General features: G+C 66.6%; 14 protein-coding genes. 10 read left to right on the top strand and 4 right to left on the bottom strand.

The window, feature by feature from the left end; translation table 11 throughout:
- Nucleotides 1-146: 146 nt before the first annotated feature.
- Nucleotides 147-1,145, top strand: a complete 999-nt coding sequence (locus tag AC5Y30_RS17155; protein ID WP_499919878.1) for an Acg family FMN-binding oxidoreductase — start codon at nt 147-149, stop codon at nt 1,143-1,145.
- Here AC5Y30_RS17155 and AC5Y30_RS17150 read toward each other — a convergent pair.
- Genes AC5Y30_RS17150 through AC5Y30_RS17140 form a run of 3 tightly spaced genes read right to left on the bottom strand, consistent with a single transcriptional unit; the run spans nt 1,125 to nt 4,297 of the window.
- Complete coding sequence (locus tag AC5Y30_RS17150) at nt 1,125-2,804, bottom strand: GAF domain-containing sensor histidine kinase (RefSeq protein WP_499920204.1); 1,680 nt, start codon at nt 2,802-2,804, stop codon at nt 1,125-1,127. The genes AC5Y30_RS17155 and AC5Y30_RS17150 overlap by 21 nt on opposite strands.
- Before the next feature lie 34 nt (nt 2,805-2,838).
- Complete coding sequence (gene dosR, locus AC5Y30_RS17145; RefSeq protein WP_499920203.1) at nt 2,839-3,486, bottom strand: hypoxia response regulator transcription factor DosR/DevR; 648 nt, start codon at nt 3,484-3,486, stop codon at nt 2,839-2,841.
- 10 nt (nt 3,487-3,496) lie between these two features.
- Complete coding sequence (locus AC5Y30_RS17140) at nt 3,497-4,297, bottom strand: universal stress protein (protein ID WP_499919877.1); 801 nt, start codon at nt 4,295-4,297, stop codon at nt 3,497-3,499.
- Between the two features lie 246 nt (nt 4,298-4,543).
- Between AC5Y30_RS17140 and AC5Y30_RS17135 the strand changes: the two genes are divergently transcribed.
- The 5 genes from AC5Y30_RS17135 (at nt 4,544) to AC5Y30_RS17115 (ending at nt 11,096) form a co-directional block, all read left to right on the top strand.
- Nucleotides 4,544-6,880 carry a nitric-oxide reductase large subunit gene (locus tag AC5Y30_RS17135; protein ID WP_499919876.1) on the top strand — a complete coding sequence of 779 codons (2,337 nt, stop codon included), beginning with the start codon at nt 4,544-4,546 and terminating at the stop codon, nt 6,878-6,880.
- 3 nt (nt 6,881-6,883) lie between these two features.
- Nucleotides 6,884-7,510, top strand: a complete 627-nt coding sequence (locus AC5Y30_RS17130) for a hypothetical protein (protein WP_499919875.1) — start codon at nt 6,884-6,886, stop codon at nt 7,508-7,510.
- Entirely contained in the window at nt 7,507-8,304 is a 798-nt protein-coding gene (locus AC5Y30_RS17125; RefSeq protein WP_499919874.1) for a slipin family protein, read from the top strand. The genes AC5Y30_RS17130 and AC5Y30_RS17125 overlap by 4 nt, the downstream gene beginning before the upstream one ends.
- 453 nt (nt 8,305-8,757) lie before the next feature.
- Nucleotides 8,758-9,912 (top strand): PPE family protein, encoded by a 1,155-nt coding sequence (locus AC5Y30_RS17120; RefSeq protein WP_499919873.1) that lies wholly within the window; start codon nt 8,758-8,760, stop codon nt 9,910-9,912.
- 134 nt (nt 9,913-10,046) lie between these two features.
- The gene (locus tag AC5Y30_RS17115) at nt 10,047-11,096 is read left to right on the top strand and encodes a PPE family protein (protein WP_499919872.1); all 1,050 of its coding nucleotides are present in this window, start codon (nt 10,047-10,049) and stop codon (nt 11,094-11,096) included.
- 3 nt (nt 11,097-11,099) lie between these two features.
- On the opposite strand, the gene AC5Y30_RS17110 is transcribed toward AC5Y30_RS17115, so the two are convergent.
- Entirely contained in the window at nt 11,100-11,444 is a 345-nt protein-coding gene (locus AC5Y30_RS17110; RefSeq protein WP_499920202.1) for a hypothetical protein, read from the bottom strand.
- Between the two features lie 116 nt (nt 11,445-11,560).
- Here AC5Y30_RS17110 and hisN point away from each other — a divergent pair, with 116 nt between their 5' ends.
- From hisN to AC5Y30_RS17090, 4 genes are all read left to right on the top strand, one after another.
- On the top strand, nt 11,561-12,343 hold the full coding sequence (gene hisN / locus AC5Y30_RS17105) for a histidinol-phosphatase (RefSeq protein WP_499920201.1): 783 nt from the start codon (nt 11,561-11,563) through the stop codon (nt 12,341-12,343).
- 80 nt (nt 12,344-12,423) lie between these two features.
- Entirely contained in the window at nt 12,424-13,821 is a 1,398-nt protein-coding gene (locus AC5Y30_RS17100; RefSeq protein ID WP_499919871.1) for an acyl-CoA dehydrogenase family protein, read from the top strand.
- A 32-nt stretch (nt 13,822-13,853) separates the two neighbouring features.
- Nucleotides 13,854-15,059 carry an acyl-CoA dehydrogenase family protein gene (locus tag AC5Y30_RS17095; RefSeq protein ID WP_499919870.1) on the top strand — a complete coding sequence of 402 codons (1,206 nt, stop codon included), beginning with the start codon at nt 13,854-13,856 and terminating at the stop codon, nt 15,057-15,059.
- A 130-nt stretch (nt 15,060-15,189) separates the two neighbouring features.
- Nucleotides 15,190-16,188 carry an acrylyl-CoA reductase family protein gene (locus AC5Y30_RS17090; RefSeq protein WP_499919869.1) on the top strand — a complete coding sequence of 333 codons (999 nt, stop codon included), beginning with the start codon at nt 15,190-15,192 and terminating at the stop codon, nt 16,186-16,188.
- Nucleotides 16,189-16,193: the final 5 nt, after the last annotated feature.

Raw genomic sequence — 16,193 nt, 5'->3', positions numbered from 1 at the left:
ATCCCGCGCCGACGACGGGCGCGGCAGGGCCCAAAGTCCTTCGCCGCCAGGGCTTCCTACCCTGCCGTGGCCGTCGTCACCGCAGGATGCTTGATGGCATGACCACAGTTATCGACCGTGCGGCTTGTCGAAGCAGAGAAGCAGTCATGAGCGGCCAGTTCCCCGACGCCGAGACCCTGCGCACGGTGCTGACCCTGGCCACCCGTGCGCCGTCCATCTACAACACGCAACCATGGCGGTGGCAGGTGGGCGCAACGAGCCTGGACCTGTACTCGGAGCCGGACATGCAGCTACCCAGCACCGACCCGGACGGGCGTGACCTGATCCTCAGCTGCGGTATCGCGCTGCACCACTGCGTCGTCGCGTTGGCGGCGATGGGCTGGCAAGCCAAGGTGCATCGCCTGCCCGATCCCGACAACCCGGCGCACCTGGCCAGCATCGAGGTCTGCCCGCATACTCCCGATCAAACCGATATCGCACTGGTGGCCGCCATCCCGCGGCGGCGAACCGACCGGCGGACCTACAGCCGTTTGCCGGTGGCGGGCGGCGACATCGCCCTGATGGCCGCACGGGCGGCCCGGAGCGGGGTGATGCTTCGCCAGATCGACGCACTGGAGCGAATGAGGACCATTGTGGCCCAAGCGATGTCGAACCACATGGCCGACGGTGACTACCTGCGTGAGCTCACCATGTGGAGCGGCCGGTACGGTTCGGTGGCCGGGGTTCCGGCCCGCAACACACCGCGCGCAGAACCCGCTGCACCAATCCCCGCCCGGGTGTTCGCCGGGCCCGGACTGGCACAGCCGTCCGGGGCCTCGGCCGCCGACGACAATGCCGTGCTGTTGGCGCTGGGCACCGAGACCGACGACCGCCTGGCCCGGTTGCGCGGCGGCGAGGCCACCAGCGTCGTGCTGCTGACCGCGACGGCGATGGGGCTGGCCTGCTGCCCGATCACCGAGCCGCTGGAGATCCGGGAAACCCGCGAGGCTGTCCGCGCCGACGTCTTCGGCGCCAGCGGCTACCCGCAGATCCTGTTGCGCGTGGGCTGGGCCCCGATCAATGCCGATCCGTTGCCGGCGACTCCGCGGCGGCAACTTTCCTGCGTCATCGAGTGGTCCGAACAGCTACTGGACCAGCGGGGCTGACCAGCGCAGCCGGGTTCCACCGGAGGCGGGGAGGCTTTCGGCGGTGAACTCACCGCCAGCCTGCTCGGCGCGCCGGGCCAGATTCGTCAGCCCGCTACCGGTTAATTCGTCGGGCATCCCCCGGCCGTTGTCGCTGACCTCAATGCACAAATCGTCGTCGACCTTGACCCGAACGCTTAGCGTGGTGGCCTGCGCGTGGCGCGCGGCGTTGCTCACCGCTTCACGGACCACGGCCTCCGCGTGGTCGGCCAACGTCGTGTCGACCACCGACAGAGGACCGAAGTATTGCACGGTGCTGCGCAATCCCGAACCGGCGAATTGCGCCACCACCTCATCGATGCGTTGCCGCAGCCGGGTGATTCCTTGAGAGGCGCCATGCAGGTCGAAGATGGTGGTCCGGATCTCCTGAATGACGGCCTGCAGATCATCCGCTGCCTCCGAAAGCCTTTGTTGCACTTCGGGTTCGCGGGTCCGGGGAGCCGTGCCCTGCAACGAGAGGCCGACGGCGAAGAGCCGCTGGATTACATGATCATGGAGGTCGCGCGCGATGCGGTCGCGGTCGGCGAGCACGTCGAGTTCACGCATCCGGCGCTGCGAGGTGGCCAGCTGCCAGGCCAGCGCGGCCTGATCGGCGAACGCGGCCATCATCTCGAATTGCTCGTCGCTGAACGAGCCGTCCCAGCGCAGCACGACCACGACACCGGCGACGGCCTCGGCGGCCCGCAACGGCAGCACCAGCGCCGGCCCCCTCTTTTCCCGGCCGTCCAAATCGATACGGTCGACGCGGCGAGGAGTGCCGTTGACGAACACCTCTCCCAGCGCGCTGCCCGCGACCGGAATGGTTCGCTCGACAGCGAAACCCCCAGCGTCGCCGACTGTTTCGATGACCAGCAGTTCCAGCACATCCGCCGCCGACGTCTTCTCGTCGACTGGAATGGCCACCAGCGCCCCATCTGCCCCGGTCAGCTTCAGCGCCTCCTCGGCCACCAGGCGGAACACGGTCGTGGGTTCGGTGCCCGAAAGCAACTCGGTGGCGATGTCACGGGTGGCCTCGATCCAGTTCTGCCGGGCCTTGGCCTGCTGGTAGAGCCGGGCATTGGCGATGGCGATGCCCGCGGCCGCGGCCAGTGCCTGGACCAGCACCTCGTCGTCGTCACTGAACGGTTGCCCGGTGGTCTTGTCGGTCAGGTAGAGGGTGCCCAACGCGTCGTCGCGCATGCGGACCGGCACGCCCAGAAAAGTCCGCATCGGCGGGTGGTGCGGCGGAAAACCGACCGAGGCGGGGTGGCGTGAAATATCTTCCAGCCGTAGCGGTTTGGGTTCATCAATGAGCAGGCCAATGATGCCCAGCCCTTGGGGCAGGTGGTCGATGCGCCGCACGGTGTCCTCGTCGATGCCCTCGTAAACGAAATGCAGCACCCGGTTGTCCCGGCCGTGGACTTCCAGGGCACCGTAGCGGGCGTCGACCAGATTGGTCGCCGATTGCACGATCGAACGCAGCGTGGCGTCGAGCTCGAGCCCGGAGGTGACCACCAGCATGGCTTCCAGCAGACCGTCGAGACGGTCACGGCCTTCGACGATCTGTCCGACGCGATCCTGGACTTCGATCAAGAGCTCACGAAGGCGTAGCTGGGATAGCGTGTCGCGCAGCGGCCGCATCCCTTGGCCACCTTGTTCTGCCACGCCCGCCACGTCATCCACCGGCTGGGTGCGAGCGCTTCAATTCGGTTGCGAATACCGCGGCTTGGGTGCGGCGCTCCATGCCCAGCTTGGCCAGCAACCGAGACACGTAGTTTTTTACCGTCTTTTCGGCAAGAAACATCCGGTCGGCGATCTGCTTGTTGGTCAAGCCCTCGCTGAGCAGGCCCAGCAGCGTCCGTTCCTGCTCGGTGAGCACGGACAACGGGTCGTGCTTCTCGGTGGCCCCGCGCAGTTTCGCCATCAGCGCGGCCGCGGCGCGATTGTCGAGCAGGGATCGGCCCGCGCCGACATCTTTGACCGCGCGCGCCAATTCCATTCCCTTGATGTCCTTGACGACATATCCGCTGGCGCCGGCCAGGATCGCGTCCAGCATCGCCTCGTCGGACGTGTACGACGTCAGGATCAAGCAGCGCAGATCCGGCATGCGCGACAATAGATCTCGGCACAACTCGATGCCGTTGCCGTCGGGCAACCGAACGTCGAGCACCGCCACGTCCGGGCACGCCGCCGGAATACGGGCCATCGCCTCGGCGACCGAGCCCGCTTCACCGACAACCTCAAGTTCGGAATCGGCGCCGAGCAGATCAATCAGCCCACGCCGCACCACCTCGTGATCGTCGACCAGGAAGATCTTTACCAAGCCCACTCCCTTACAAGTTGCCGCACCGCACCGTCAGCACCGAGCAACCCGCGCTGTAGGCACCGCACACCTCGTCGGCGGTATGCGAGTCGGTGACAAACAAGAGACCGCGGTCCGCCTTACCGGTCAGATAGCGGGAGACGCTTTCGCGGATGACGGTCGACTCGGCCCGGACGTCCGGGTACAGCGGCGTCCAACGGGCCAACCGGCGATCCAGTTGCCTTTGCGCCAAACGATTCCCGTCGTCGAGGTCATCGGGTGCCTCGGCGGCGTGCGCGGCGATGACGTGCAGGGGAACAGACCGCAGCCTCGCCTCCTCGAACGCATGTCGCAGCACCATGCCATTGTCCACTTTTGCGGCGACCCCGGTGATCCGGAGGCTCGCCGGGCCGCCCGGGGCCCGGTGAATCACCGCGACCGGGCATAGGGCCGATCCGGCCAGAACGGCCGCGACGGTACCCCCGGTGCGGCAGGCGTGGTTGAGCCCGATCGAACCGACGCAGATCATCGCCGCCGACCTGGACTCCTGCATCAGCTTGGTGAGCGGGCGGCCCCACAGCACCTCGGATTCGATCTTGACCTGTTTCCCGGTGGCATCGACGGCCCGATAGGCGTCATACAGAGCGTTGCGGGCGATGCTGTGCAGGCTTTCGGAAGTACCGGACGCGTGAAGCGCGTCGATGACGTAGACCAAACGCAGCGGGATGTCTCGGCTGATCGCCTCGTCGACGGCCCACAACGCCGCATGTATTGCCGCCCTTGATCCGTCGACACCGACGACGACGGCCGGGGCTGACTGAATGCTGCTCATCGCCTTCTCCTCTGCTTGAGCGGGGCAACTGTTCGTCGCTTTACCTGACACGGTATTGGCCGGCGGCCCCCCTTCCCCAGAGGCATTGGTCCCCGGATCGGGGACTTTGGTCCCTACGAAAACACCCTTTGAACCCGAAATGGTGGACCCTACAATTGCCACCGCGGCACAAGACCAATTGATGTTTAAGTGGCGTCTCGCTAGACGCCCGGCGGTACCGCCCATCGCCTGGACAGGAGATCTCGGATGACTGCTCAACAGATTTCGTCGTCGCCGAGGTCCCCATCGTCGCAACCGCTGATCGGGAAAGGCTGGCTCCAGGGCGTCGCCCTGGTGATGATATTCGGTTTTCTGGTGATGGGGATTCTGGCGTACCGGACCTACACGGCGTCAATGCCGATGCCGGACAAGGTGGTCACCGAATCGGGGCAGGTCCTGTTCACCGGCAACGACATCACCAAGGGCCAAGAGCTCTACCAGGCGCGCGGACTGATGGAATACGGGTCGGTACTCGGCCACGGCGCGTATCTGGGGCCGGACTACACGGCCCAATACCTGCGCACGGCAACCGACGACGTGGCCAGTCAACTCCGCGCGCAGGGCGTCACCGATTCACACGAGCGCGTGGTCACCGAATTCCGCACCAACCGCTATAACCCCGACTCCAAGACGTTGGTGTTCACCGATCGCCAAGTCGTGGCGTTCGACCACATCCAGAGCCAGTACGCCGCTTACTTCGGCGAGAACTCAACCAAGTACGGGCTGCTGCCCCACATGATCACCGATCAGGCGCAGATCCGCGACCTTACCGCGTTCTTCGCCTGGACGGCCTGGGCCGCGGCGGCCGAACGTCCCGGCCACAAGTACACCTACACCAACAATTGGCCGGCCGAACCGCGCGTCGACAACGGTCCCACCGCCGCGGTGATCGTCTGGTCGGCGCTATCGCTGATCGCGTTGCTGGGTGGCATCGGGATCATGTTCGCGGTCTATGGCCGCTGGAGCCAGAAGGTCGGCTGGCACAGCGCCGAGTCGTCCACCCTGTCCTTCCGCCAGCCCGGTGAGGTGAGCCTGACGCCGGCGCAGCGCGCCTGCATCTGGTTCTTCGCGATCGTGTCGGTGCTGTTCCTGGCCCAAACGCTGCTGGGGGCCGCGGCCGAGCATTACCGGGCCGATCTGTCCAACTTCTTCGGGCTGGATTTGGCCCGCGTGCTGCCTTACAACCTGGCCCGCACCTGGCACCTGCAACTGTCGCTGTTCTGGACGGCAGCGGCCTTCCTGGCCGGTGGCATCTTCTTGGTGCCGTTCATCGCCCGTCGCGAGCCCAAACGCCAAGCGTTATTGGCGTACGTGCTTTTGGGTGCGGTCGCCGTGGTGGTGTTCGGGTCGCTGACGTGCGAGGCACTGTCCATCTACGGCGTGATCCCCGCGGGCGGGCTGTTCTCCCAGCAGTGGGAGTACCTTGACCTGCCGCGCCTGTGGCAGATCCTGCTCATCATCGGCATGTTCCTGTGGATTGCCATCATCTGGCGCGGCATCCGCAGCAGGCTCAAGGGTGAGTCGAAGATGAACATGCCCTGGCTGTTCTTCTTCTCCGGCCTGGCCATCCCGGGCTTCTACGCGGTGGGCCTGCTGGCCGGCAGCGACACCCACTACACCGTCGCCGACTTCTGGCGGTTCTGGGTCGTGCACCTGTGGGTCGAGGACTTCCTCGAGCTGTTCACCACCGTGATGGTGGCCTACATGTTCGTGCTGCTCGGCGTGGTAAGGGAGCGGATCGCGCTGGGCGTGATCTTCCTCGACGTCATCCTGTACTCCGCTGGCGGTGTCATCGGCACCATGCATCACCTGTACTTCTCTGGGACACCGGTGGAGCACATGGCGCTGGGCGCGTTCTTCTCGGCGGCCGAAGTCATTCCGCTGACCTTCCTGACCGTAGAGGCGTGGGCCTTCCTGCAACTCGGTGCGCGCCAACAGACCGGCGACGCCAATCCGTTCCCACACCGCTGGGCGGTCATGTTCCTGGTCGCGGTGGGATTCTGGAACTTCTTGGGGGCAGGCATTTTTGGATTCCTGATCAACCTGCCGGTGGTGTCCTACTACCAGATCGGCACCGCGTTGACGGCCAACCACGCGCACGCGGCGATGATGGGCGTTTACGGCATGCTCGCAGTCGGCCTGGCCATGTTCGCCTTCCGCTACGTGATCCCACCCGACAAGTGGCCCGAGAAGCTGGCACGAATCTCGTTCTGGTGCATGAACATCGGCCTGGCGTGGATGGTATTCGCCACCTTGCTGCCGCTGGGGGTGCTGCAACTCTTCCACTCGGTCAACGACGGCTACTTCGAGGCGCGCTCGCTCGGCTACATCACGAAGCCCGGCAACGCCGTACTGGAGTGGCTCCGGCTACCGGGCGACGTCATCCTCATCGTCGGCGGCGTGGTGCCGTTTGTCTGGATCGCCTGGACCGCGCTGCGCAATTTCCGGTCGGGTACGACTGTCGACGAATTGCCGGAAAACCCGCTGTACTCGCAGGCTCCGACCGAGCCGGAAACCGGTGCCGCGGTGCCGGCGAGGGATTGACCGGTGACCGCGCCGACGACCTCGGTGTGGATGATCGCCGGGTATTCACTCGCCTTGCTGGCCGTCGGCTGGAGTTTCGACGCAATGGCCCGACGGGCTTCGGCGCACGCAGCCCGCTGGCGCACAGGCCGATTCACCTACCGGCCCGACCATGATGCATGGGTATGCCCGCAGAATCATTGGTTGTGGCCGACCTCCTTCGACCCGAAGCATCGGGTCATGCGGTATCGCGCACTGCCGGTGGTCTGTAACAGCTGTCCCGTCAAATCCGACTGCACCACCTCCAAGCACGGTCGTGAGATAAGCCGCGAGGTCGATCCCTGGCCACATTCGGACGCCGGACGGTTTCACCGCGGAATCGCCTGCGCCGTGGCCGGACTGGGGATCGTGTTGCCGCTGGCGACGTTGGTAGCCAACCACTCGGCCTCCGACATGCTGGTCCTCACGGCAAGCGTGCTGGTGGTCGCGCTGCTCGGAGCGCCGCTCGCCCGCCACCTCTGGAACACCCCGTCCAACGCGCCCGAACACCTGCCGCACCGCACCGCGATCGAAGACCAGGTGGCCGCCGCAATCGACCGGTACTCCACTCGGTGGGGCGGCTGGAAAAGCAAGGAGGACAACACGACATGACTGCCCCCATCGTCGGCCTGATCGTCGCCGGCATAGTTTTGCTTGCCGTGTTGGCGACGTGGTCGCTGGCAGTGCTGCGTGAGTACGAACGCGGAGTCGTTTTCCGGATGGGACACGCGCGCCCACTGTATGGCCCCGGCTTGCGGTTCCTGATTCCGCTGGTGGACAAGATGATCCGGGTCGACCAGCGCCTGGTGACGCTGACCATACCGCCGCAAGAGGTGATCACCCGGGACAACGTGCCCGCGCGCGTCAACGCCGTCGTGATGTTCCAGGTGATGGAACCCCTGAAAGCGATTCTGGCAGTGGAAAACTACGCGGTGGCGACGTCGCAGATCGCTCAGACGACACTGCGTTCGCTGCTCGGCCGGGCTGACTTGGACACGCTGCTGGCCCACCGGGAGGATCTCAACAGCGATCTGCGCACGATCATCGAGAAACAGACCGAGCCCTGGGGCATCCAGGTGCGCGTCGTGGAGATCAAGGACGTCGAGATCCCCGAGTCGATGCAGCGGGCGATGGCCCGCGAGGCCGAAGCCGAGCGCGAACGCCGCGCGAAGGTCATCAACGCCCGTGGCGAGCTGCAGGCATCCGAGGAGCTGCGCGAAGCCGCGGAGACCCTGTCGAAGAGCCCGGCATCGCTGCAGTTGCGTTACCTGCAGACGCTGCTGGAGCTGGGGGCGGATCAAAACTCGACCGTCGTCTTCCCGCTGCCCGTCGACATCATCACCCCGTTCCTGCGGCATCCCGAGATGCTGCAGGGCGTGGTCGACAACCTCAACCATCGCGGGTGATCACGAGAGCATCTGTTCAGACGCCTGGCCGACGGCGCCGGAACGCCAAGCATGGCAACCGCTTTCGCTGTACGACCGGTGCGAGACGGGTTCTGGACTGAGGTTAACAAAAGGTTAACAAAAGATGAATTTTACCTAGCCCGCTTCGTGAAATAAGCAAAACCCCGCCGGCATCGGCCGCATTTGCGACTTTTGAAGGGCCCAAAAAACGAAAGTCTTCGCAATGCCCTGCGCGCACGCTCCCCCGACCCGATAAGTGCCACGCTGCCCGCCCAGCGGGCGTGGTGCGATCGCGCTGGGCTGCCGTCTCACCTGACGCGGGGTGAGCCGTGCGCCGCAGGCGCACATGCGAATCAGCGGGCGGCCCAAATATCTTCCAGACACGCCGATGCGGCTGGCGCCGGCGTCGGTGGCGTTTGCCCGAAATCCACACTTCGAGGGGATGTATCACACATGGAGTGGACTTTTCTTCCACCCGAAATCAATTCGGCCCGAATGTATACCGGCCCCGGATTGGCCTCGCTACTGGCCGCGGCCGGAAGCTGGGATGCGCTGTCGGCCGAACTGGCCTCCACCGCCGAGGCGTACCAATCCGTGCTCGCGGGCCTAGACCTACAGTGGCGCGGCCCCGCCTCCGAGTCGATGGCGTACTCGGCCGCCCGGTACGTGGGCTGGCTGCAAGCGACCGCCGAGCAGACGAAACAGACAGCCATGCAGGCGCGGACGGCCGCGGCGGCCTACGAGCAGGCGTATGCGATGACGGTGCCCCCGCCGCTGATCGCCGCCAACCGCACGCTGTTGGCAGCGCTGGTGGCGACGAACATCGTGGGTCAGAACACCGCCGCCATCGCGGACACCGAGGCGCAGTACGCCGACTTCTGGGCTCGGGACGCGGCTGCCATGGCCGGCTACTCCGTGGCGTCGACGTCGGCGACGACCCAGTTGCCCCGGTTCGCGACCGCGCACAAGTCCATCAACGAGTCCGGGGTGGGCGCGCAGAACGCCGCCGTGGCCACGGCCAACGCCAACTCTGGCGCGACTAAGGCTGCCACACAAGCGTTTTCACCGGTTTCTCCCCAGCAGCCGCAGGTGCAAGCGGCGCCGAATCTGGGAGCGGCCGGGGGCGGGCGGCCCGCTTTTGCGGTCCTTGACGCCATTCAGGGAACGGGCCTGGGTTTCAGCGCTCCGTACAACATGGAGCAATTCGTGTCCGGCATCATCGGGGCTGAGAACAATTTGGGCATTCTCGCCAAGCCCGGCGCGGCCGCGGCCAATCTCGCTCCCGCGCTCGCAGCGCCCGCGCTCCGCGGCGCCACGTCGGGACTCGGCGGTGGCCTGGGCAATGTCACCGCGGCTCTCTCGCACGCCGGCAGAATCGGGCCGATGTCGGTGCCCGCGAGTTGGTCCGCACCCACGAGCACCCATATCTCGCCGCTGGAACCCGCCGGCTTCACCACGTTGCCGGGGACCGAAGAGCCGATGGCTTCCGGGTATCCCGGTTACCCCGGCATGCCAGGCGGCGGCGCCGCCCGATCGGCCGGGGCGGGTGCCCCACCCCGCTACGGCGTGCGGCTCACGGTGATGCCACGCCCGCCAGCCGCCGGGTGACGTGCCACCAGCCCACCAACTGCCGTCGGCCACAGGACTGACCCTTCGTCGCCGGCAGCTTCGCTACACGCAGCCCATGAAGCTGTAGGACAATGGATTTCGGCTTTCTTCCGCCAGAGGTGAACTAGGGCCGGATGTACGCAGGCCCAGGGTCGGGCCCGCTGCTGGCCGCCGCGACAAGTTGGGACTCGATCTCGGCCGAGTTGGGCACCACCGCCGCGGTATACGAATCGGTGCTGTCCGGCCTGACCGGCTTGTCCTGGCAGGGACCCGCAGCCCACGCGATGGCGGCCGGCGCCGCCCCCTATGTGGCGTGGCTGCATGCGACCGCCGAACGTGCACAACAGACGGCCATGCAGGCGCGGATGGCGGCGGCGGCCTACGAGCTCGCTTTCGCCATAACCGTGCCCCCGTCCGCGGTCGCGGCCAACCGCACCCAACTGGCGACGCTGGTCGCAACGAACTTCTTCGGCCAGAACACCGCGGCCATCGCGGCCACCGAAGCCCAGTACGCCGAATACTGGGCTCAGGACGCCGCTGCGATGTACGGCTATTCCGCCAGTTCAGCCGCGGCGGCCCAAGTTTCGCCGTTCGTCGCCCCGCGCCAAACCACCACTCTGGATGGGGAAAGGGCTCAGCGAGACGCCGTCGCTCGAGCCACCGCCAACGCCTCGGGCTCGAGCGCGACGTCGGGATCGCCTGGGGGAATTGTTCTCTCGAGGCAAGACCAACTGTTCCGGATCTTTGACACCATCCAGGGGACCTCAACGGCGTTCAGATCCCTTTTCACTTCGGAGGGGACCGCTGCCGGAATCATCCAGGCCGACAAGAACTTGGGCATCTTGCCGAACGTCGCGGCGGTCCCGTCCGCGCTTCCCAAGGCGCCTGCGCTCAGCGGCGCCCCGTCGGGGGTTGGCAACGTCAGCGCGGTGCTCGCCCGTGCCGGACGGATCGGCTCGATGTCGGTGCCCGCCGGCTGGGCCGCCGCGACCGGCAACCCCGTCGCGGCATCGCCGGGCAACGGCGTGTCCGGCCTGGCGACGACCGAAGCGGCGGCCCGATCTGGGTCCGGGACGCCCGGCATACCCGGGGTACCGGGAGGGACCGCCAGGCGGGCGACGCTTGTGGTCCCCCGCTACGGCAGGCGGATCATGGTGACGACTCGCCCGCCCGCGGCCGGCTGACCGCTAACGGGCGGGCGGCTGCGGCGATTCGGGTGGCGCGGGCGGCCCGGGCGCGGCAGGCGGTTCCGCGGGAGCGAATCGCCAGTTGTCCGGATTCTTCGGCGAATACACCACCGGGAACAGCTGGCCGATGGTCGGCCATTGATTCACGTCGACGGCCAGGCGTTGATACACGGCGTGCTCGTTGACGGTGGGCCCATTGATCACGCCGGCGATGGTGACGAACTGCTCGCCGGTGGCGTCGGGGCGGGGGCTTATGCCGGTCACCAGCAACGTGCCGCTCAGCACCTCGCCCCGCGGGCCGCGTGGGACGAACCGCTGAACGAGAAACACGGCCAGCACGGCCATCAGCAAGAGCAACAGTCCGAATTCCCACACGGGGCCATGGTAGGGCCGTGATAAGACTGCGTCATGAGCCGCACCGACGACGATGCAGAACGAAGCGATGAGGAGGAGCGGTGCAGATAAGCCAGGACGACCTGGCGCTGGCACTGACGCTGGCCGACCGCGCAGATACGTTGACTTCGGCGCGATTCGGCGCGCTGGACCTGCGCGTCGACACCAAACCCGACCTGACGCCGGTGACGGACGCCGACCGCGCAGTGGAGACCGAGCTGCGCGAGGAGCTCGGGCGCGAACGGCCGGACGACAGCATCGTCGGCGAGGAGTTCGGCGGGGACACCACCTTCACCGGCCGTCAGTGGATCATCGACCCGATCGATGGCACCAAGAATTTTGTCCGCGGGGTGCCGGTGTGGGCCACTTTGATCGCATTGCTCCAAGACGGTGTTCCCGTCGTCGGCGCCGTGAGCGCCCCGGCATTGCAGCGGCGGTGGTGGGCCGCGCACGCCCGGGGCGCTTTCGTCGCGGTCAACGATGCTCCTCCGCGCCGGCTCTCGGTTTCCTCAGTGGCACAACTGAATTCGGCGAGTCTCTCGTTCTCCAGCCTGTCCGGGTGGGCCCAGCTGGGCGTTCGGGATCGATTCATCGCGCTGACCGACACCGTCTGGAGGGTGCGCGCCTTCGGTGACTTTCTGTCCTATTGCCTGCTCGCGGAAGGCGCGGTCGACATCGCCGCAGAACCGGAGGTGTCGGTGTGGGATCTCGCTGCGCTCGACATCCTGGTGCGCGAGGCGGGCGGGACGCTGACGGCCCTGGACGGCACCGCGGGACCGCATCACGGCAGCGCCGTGGCCACCAACGGCCTGCTGCAGCAGCAGGTGCTCGACAGCCTCGCTGTGAATTAGTTAACAAGTGTTCTCTCCGATCTTACTCCGGAGTAAGATCGGCGGTATCCGCAACGCCCAACGACCTGAGGCTGCTGAAAATGACCGGTTCCGGTTCCAAACAGACATCCACCCGCTCCCGCGCCAAACGGCGCGACCATAAGTCCGCTGTCGGCCTGCAAACGCACAAACGCACTGGCGTCGACATCGCGATCGCGCTGATCACCCCGCTCGTCGGTCAGGAGTTCCTGGACAAATATCAGCTGCGTGACCCGCTGAACCGCGCGCTGCGCTACGGGACGAAGACTGTCTTCTCCACCGCCGCCACCTCGTCTCGGGAGTTCAAGCGCATCCAGAACCTGCGCGGCGGACCAACCCGGCTCAAGTCCAGCGGCAAGGACTACTTCGACCTGACGCCTGACGACGAGCAGAAGATGATCGTCGAAACTGTCGACGAGTTCGCCGAGGAAGTGCTGCGGCCCGCCGCGCACGACGCAGACGAAGCGATCACCTACCCGCACGAGCTGATCGCCAAGGCCGCCGAGCTGGGCATCACGGCGATCAACATCCCCGAGGATTTCGACGGCATCGCCGCACACCGGTCCAGCGTGACCAATGTGCTGGTCGCCGAGGCGCTGGCCTACGGCGACATGGGTCTGGCGTTACCGCTGCTGGCCCCGGGCGGCGTGGCCTCGGCGCTGACCCATTGGGGCAGCGCCGACCAGCAGGCCACGTACCTTCCCGAGTTCGCCGGTGAGAACGTGCCCCAGGCGTGCGTGGCCATCGCCGAGCCGCAACCGCTCTTCGACCCCACCCGGCTGAAGACCACCGCGGTGCGCACACCGAGCGGCTACCGCCTGGACGGGGTGAAGTCGTTGGTCCCGGCCGCTGCCGATGCCGAGCTCTTCATCGTCGGCGCGCAGCTGGACGGCAAACCGGCCTTGTTCATCGTCGAGTCGTCGACGAAAGGCCTTACCGTGAAGGCGGATCCGAGCATGGGGATTCGTGCGGCTGCCCTGGGCCAGGTCGAACTCTCCGGGGTGACGGTGCCGCTGAGCGCGCGGCTCGGTGAGGACGAGGCGACCGACGAGGATTACTCCGAGGCGATCGCGCTGGCCCGACTGGGCTGGGCCGCACTTACCGTCGGCACCTCGCACGCGGTGCTCGACTACGTCGTCCCGTACGTGAAGGAACGCGAGGCCTTCGGTGAGCCGATCGCCCACCGCCAGGCGGTCGCCTTCATGTGCGCCAACATCGCCATCGAATTGGACGGGCTGCGGCTGATCACCTGGCGCGGCGCCGCGCGTGCCGAGCAAGGTCTGCCGTTCGTCCGCGAGGCGGCGCTGGCCAAGCGGCTCGGCGCCGACAAGGGCATGCAGATCGGCCTCGACGGCGTTCAGCTGCTCGGCGGCCACGGCTACACCAAAGAGCACCCGGTCGAACGCTGGTACCGGGACCTGCGGGCCATCGGCGTTGCCGAGGGTGTCGTCGTCATCTGAGTCGTTATTCAATTCGAGCTGAAAGTTCAATCATGGCAATCAATCTGGAACTTCCCCGCAAGATGCAGGCGGTGACGACGAAGACGCACCAGGGCGCCGCGGAGTTGATGCGCCCGATCGCCCGCAAGTACGACCTCAAGGAGCACGCCTACCCGGTCGAGCTGGACACGCTATTCAGCCTCTTCGAAGGCGCCTCGGAGTCAATCGAATTCGCCGGAGCGAACGCGCTGGGCGGCGAGGACGAAGAGCGGGACAAAAACCACAACGGCGCCAACATGGCCGCGCTGCTGCAAACGCTGGAGGCCAGCTGGGGCGACCTGGCGATGATGTTGTCGGTCCCCTATCAGGGACTGGGCAACGCGGCCATCTCCGCCGTCGCTAACGAGGAACAGCTGCAACGCCTGGGCAAGGTGTGGGCGGCGATGGCCATCACCGAACCGGGCTTCGGATCGGACTCGGCGGCGGTGTCCACGACCGCCACCCTGGACGGCGACGAGTACGTGATCAACGGCGAGAAGATCTTCGTCACCGCCGGATCGCGCGCCACCCACATCGTGGTGTGGGCGACGCTGGACAAGGCGGCGGGCCGCGCGGCGATCAAGTCGTTCGTCGTGCCGCGCGAGCACCCGGGTGTCACGGTCGAACGGCTCGAGCACAAGCTCGGCATCAAGGGTTCCGACACCGCGGTCATCCGGTTCGACAATGCCCGCATTCCCAAGGAAAACCTGCTCGGCAACCCCGAAATCGAGGTGGGCAAGGGCTTTTCCGGAGTGATGGAGACCTTCGACAACACCCGGCCCATCGTTGCCGCCATGGCCGTCGGTGTCGGCCGCGCCGCCCTGGAGGAGATCCGCAAGATCCTCACCGAGGCCGGCGTGGAGATCTCCTACGACAAGCCTTCACACACCCAGAGCGCCGCCGCGGCGGAGTTCATCCGCATGGAAGCCGATTGGGAGGCCGCCTACCTGCTGTCCCTGCGGGCGGCGTGGCAGGCCGACAACAAGATCCCGAACTCCAAAGAGGCTTCGATGAGCAAGGCCAAGGCCGGCCGGATGGTCACCGACGTCACGCTCAAGTCCGTCGAATTGGCAGGCACAGCAGGCTATTCCGAGCAGTTGCTGCTGGAGAAGTGGGCGCGCGACTCGAAGATCCTGGACATTTTCGAAGGCACTCAACAGATTCAGCAGCTGGTGGTCGCCCGCCGCCTGCTGGGGCTGTCTTCATCCGAGCTCAAGTGACTCGCGAGCTTCCGCGTTCCGCGCCGAACGTGTAACCAGGGCGAGATTTCTGCTGATTTCTCGCCGTGAGTACACGTTCGGCGAGGGTGGGTGGTGCCGCATTGGTCGGCGGTCGGGTTAGCGTCGAAAGATGGACACTTTTCAGGCGCTCGTCGCGCGACAAGATGGTGACCGGATAACCGCGTCGGTCGAGACGCTTCGTCCTGACGACCTGCCCCCCGGCGAGGTGACCATCCGGGTCCTGTATTCGAGCGTCAACTACAAGGACGCGCTGGCATTGACGCCCGGTGGCGGCGTGGTGCGCGACTACCCGGTGGTGCCGGGCATCGACCTGACCGGTGAGGTCGTGAACTCGACGTCTCCCGACTTCGCCGTGGGCGATGGGGTTCTGGCGCACGGGTATGCGATCGGCACCGGTCACCACGGCGGCTACGCCGAATACGTGCGACTGCCGGCCGACCAGGTGGTCTCGCTCGGCGCGCTGAGTCCGCATGAGGGCGCCGCCATCGGGACCGCCGGCTTCACCGCCGCGATGAGCGTTCAGGCGTTGATCGACTGGGGCATCGCGGCCGACGCCGGTCCCGTTGTCGTCACCGGAGCCACCGGCGGCGTCGGCTCGGTCAGCGTGGACCTGCTAGCGGCCGCCGGCTATCAGGTGGTCGCGTCGAGCGGCAAGGCCGAGGCGGCCGACCGGCTCAAAGCCCTTGGCGCCGCTGAGGTTATCGGCCGGTTGCCCGCCGATCCCGACGCCAAGCCACGACCGCTCGGGAAGGCGCGGTGGGCCGGCGCAGTGGACTGTGTGGGCGGTGCGACGCTGGCCGACGTGCTCAGCAACGTCGATTACGGCGGGGCCGTGGCGGCCAGCGGCCTCACCGGCGGTCCTGCCCTGCACACCACGGTGCTGCCGTTCATCCTGCGCGGGGTCGCGCTGCTGGGCATGGACTCGGTGCTGATGCCGATCGGACCGCGCCGCGAATTGTGGGCCCGGCTCGGCGATTCCTTGCGGCCACCTCACCTGGACTCGCTGGTCAGCGAGGTCGACGTGAAGGACGTCGTCGAAGTCATCGATCAAGTGCGCGCCGGCAAATTCTCCGGCCGGGCCGTGGTGCGGGTCGCCGGCGGATTTTGAGCGGC

The organism is Mycobacterium sp. NGS27 (assembly GCF_059813005.1).
This window is presented reverse-complemented; position numbering and strand designations above follow the sequence as displayed.